Raw genomic sequence first — 3290 nt, 5'->3', positions numbered from 1 at the left:
AAAGCTAAAAGTCTAAAGCTGAAAGACCAAAGCTAAAAGTCTAAAGCTAAAAGGTTGAGGGTTGAAGGTAAAACCCAAAGCTGAGAAATAAAAACAGCGGTTCCCGGAAAAAGGGGATCGCTTTTTTGTTGCGTTTTATTGTTAAAGGAATGTTTGTTGCAATCGCTATGCGGACCCCGATTTACTGTGCTAATTAATCTTAATGGCGAAATAAAGTCCCGGCTAGTTTGATTGACGTAAGCAAATACACACCCCAGAGCGCTAAATTGAGCGCCTGCCAACCGTAACGGGCAGGGCAAACAGCAGGCACAGGCCGGCAGCCTGCTTTGGTGCAACATAACCAGAAATACCCTAAAGGTTTACCCTAAAAAAGCCCATTGTTTACCTTTTAGGTAACCAATGGGTAAACAACAGGTAACGAATAGGTAACCAATAGGTAAGCAAAGGGTAACCCAGGGGTAAGCTTGGTACCAGCAAAGGGTAAAGAACAGGTAAAGCAGGGGTAAACAAATACGGCCTTTTTTTCATAAAATCTGGCTATCCAACCGGATTGCTGATCAGGTAAGTATGTGTTCTTTAGCACCTATTTCTAAGGCAATCTTCATGCTCAATTTATTTTGCAAGTAGAAATATGGTTTTAAATTGCCTTGTAGCTACTTCATGACCAGCAGTCTTTCCTGCTATTAATACTATTGATTAAGAAAAATTATTTTTCAACAAAAATATTGTTTTTCCGCTCTATGCCGCGGGGGCATGATACTTTGGAGCGCCAAAGTACACAAAGCGCTTTGTCAATCCAGCTAGGGGCCTTTCACACAACCACACTCGCATCAAAAAAACAGCAGCACTTCGTTTTGTGTTCAATTCTCCTTAGTAATTAGATTGGTTTTATGAACACAAAACCACTGCGTTTAAGGTTTGGTAATGCTATTTGTTCTTTCATACAACTGTTTTTTTGATATCTCCGGCCCTTGGGATTGACGGCGTTCTTCGGTAAAACCTGCAATCTAACAAAGCAAGCTAGCAAAGCGTATAAAAACAAACAAACCAAAAGATGTGTCCACACGATATGCCCAGACGGGGATCTTAAAGCCTTTTGCCAAAGCATTAAGATTCCCATTCGATAGCTACCTATCGGATTAAATTAGGAATGTCGATGTATTGAAATATCAGTCGCTTAATTAGCCTGCATCAATATGTTTGATATATCGTCATCCCCGCGCAGGCGGGGATCTTAAAGCCCTTTGCCAAAGCATTAAGATTCACATCCGATATTGGATTAAATGGGAATCTTAATGTATCGACATATCAATATATTGATACAGATTCTTTTCTTACCGCTCATTCTGGGGCATACCGGTTAGGGCAATAATATCTTCAGGCAACGGCAGTGCATATCGTTTATCATTTGGTGTTAAGGTATAATCAATCCCGCCTATGGTTCGCTTCAGCACAATATTACCACCTTCGGCATTTAAACGCTTAACATCCATCCACCGCAGCCCCCGCATCACCAGTTCTTTCCGCCTTTCGCTTAGCACCATATTCAGTGCGGTGGTTTTATCGCTGGCCACCAATGGCACAAATGTTCCGGTTTTAAACCTGGCCACCAAAAGTTTGTTCAGCGTTTGCATACCCAGGTCTGTTTTTCCGTTCCTCACCTGGCACTCGGCAAGGGTAAGGTACATTTCATCAGTAGCCAGGCCAAAGAAAAGTGCGGGCTGGAAATAGGTGCCTTTAAAATAAAAAGCGCCACCGCTCTCAAAATAGAATACCTGCTTTCTTAAATCATTAGCCTGGTAGGCCTGCAAAAGCTCAGGCACTATCTTCGCCCTGGTGTTGCCCACTATGGTTGCGGGCGGAACAAAGGTGTTAAAAACCACTTCAGGGTTAAAAAGCGCCACCGGATAGCGATCTGCCACATTGAGTTTATTATAATCCAAAAGCGCAGCATTGATACGCAGGCAGGAATCGGCATAACTTTCGGCCGCCTGGTAATTGCCCATGTATAAAAAGGTACGCGCCAAAAGCCCATAGGCTGCGGCCTTTGATGGCCTGGTGGCACTCAGGGCTTTATCTGGCAAAAGTGGTACCGCAGCTTTAAGATCGGCCAGCACCTTTTGGTAACCTTCCTGTACGGTAGCGCGGGTAGAAGGCGTATTAAAATCGGCATTTGGGCGCAGCGGGATACCGAGGTCTGTTGCTGAAGAAACCTGGTAAGCCTTTGCCCAAAGGCCCAGCCCCTGTAAAAAGCATTTGGCCCGGTAAACCAGTGCCTGCCCTTTTATATCATTATATCGCGTATCCCTGGTTATGGTTGAGGCTTCCAGCCCTTCCAGTACGGCATTACAGGCATATACCGCTTTGTACAGGTAAGCCCAATCGTTGCTTCCCGGCTCAAAAAAGTTATCCTTTTGCCAGCTGTACATCCTGCGCTCATATTCGCCCGGCAGCGCTACAAAGTCGGCATCGGTAAGGTAATAATCATCGGCCGAGATTTCTGCCGATACCAGATCTTTAGCGGTCAGCACCCCGAAATTATCCATCAGGGCCTGAAAATCGGCCAGTGTGGAGGGGATCACCAGGCGCTGATCTGGTTTTTCATCCAACAGTTTTTGGCAACCTAAAATTCCTGCAGCAAAAAGAGCCAGCAGAAGCCAATATCCAAAGTGGTTTGTCTTTTTCATGTTCATCAATTTTAAAGGCCCGCCCTTAAGCCGAAAGCCAGGGTTTGGCCTGGAGGTAAGTTAAAGCTACTGGTTACATACTCAGGGTCAAGGTGGTGTTTGTTTGCCCGGTAAATAATGCCCACATTGGCCAGGTTGGCAAATACGTTCAATGTTTTTAAGCCGGTCTTTTTTGCGAGTTTTTTCCCGACCGCATAATCAAGGTTGATGTACTGTATGCGGATATGGTCGCCCTTATCAATCAGTTCTTCTGAAAAGCTGTAAAAAGATTCCCTGCTGCTTGATAAGGGATAGGGTATGGAAGGTACCTGGGTAAATTGTTCATCGCCCGGGTTTTTCCAGCGGTTGCCAAAATCGGCATGGCCGCTGCCGTTGGCAAACAGGTTGGTATAATCAATCCCCTTGCGCCTGAAATAATAACCGAACTTAAAGCTGAGCGCTACCGAAAGGGTAAAACCTTTACATCCAAAATCGTTTACCATGTTGCCGAAATAACGGGGCAGCGCCGGGCCGTGAAATACCAGATCGGTAAGTTTGGTACCACTGATGATACTGCTGTAGGCCTTGCTGGGCTGGCCGTTTAAAAAGCCCATCGGTTCGCCC

1 protein-coding gene and 1 pseudogene are annotated in these 3290 nt (G+C 45.3%); both read right to left on the bottom strand.

The genetic code is table 11. The annotated features are described in order from the left end of the window. Positions 1-1334: 1334 nt before the first annotated feature. A complete protein-coding gene (locus tag BM107_RS06410; RefSeq protein ID WP_159435204.1) occupies positions 1335-2687 on the bottom strand; it encodes a RagB/SusD family nutrient uptake outer membrane protein in 1353 nt (450 codons plus the stop codon). A gap of 11 nt (positions 2688-2698) precedes the next feature. Next, positions 2699-3290 (bottom strand): annotated as a pseudogene (locus tag BM107_RS24620) (SusC/RagA family TonB-linked outer membrane protein); the annotation flags it as partial.

The organism is Pedobacter suwonensis (genome assembly GCF_900111825.1).
GTDB classification, from domain to species: domain Bacteria; phylum Bacteroidota; class Bacteroidia; order Sphingobacteriales; family Sphingobacteriaceae; genus Pedobacter; species Pedobacter suwonensis.
Note: the sequence above shows the minus strand (reverse complement) of the source record. Positions and strands in the feature narration are given on the sequence as shown.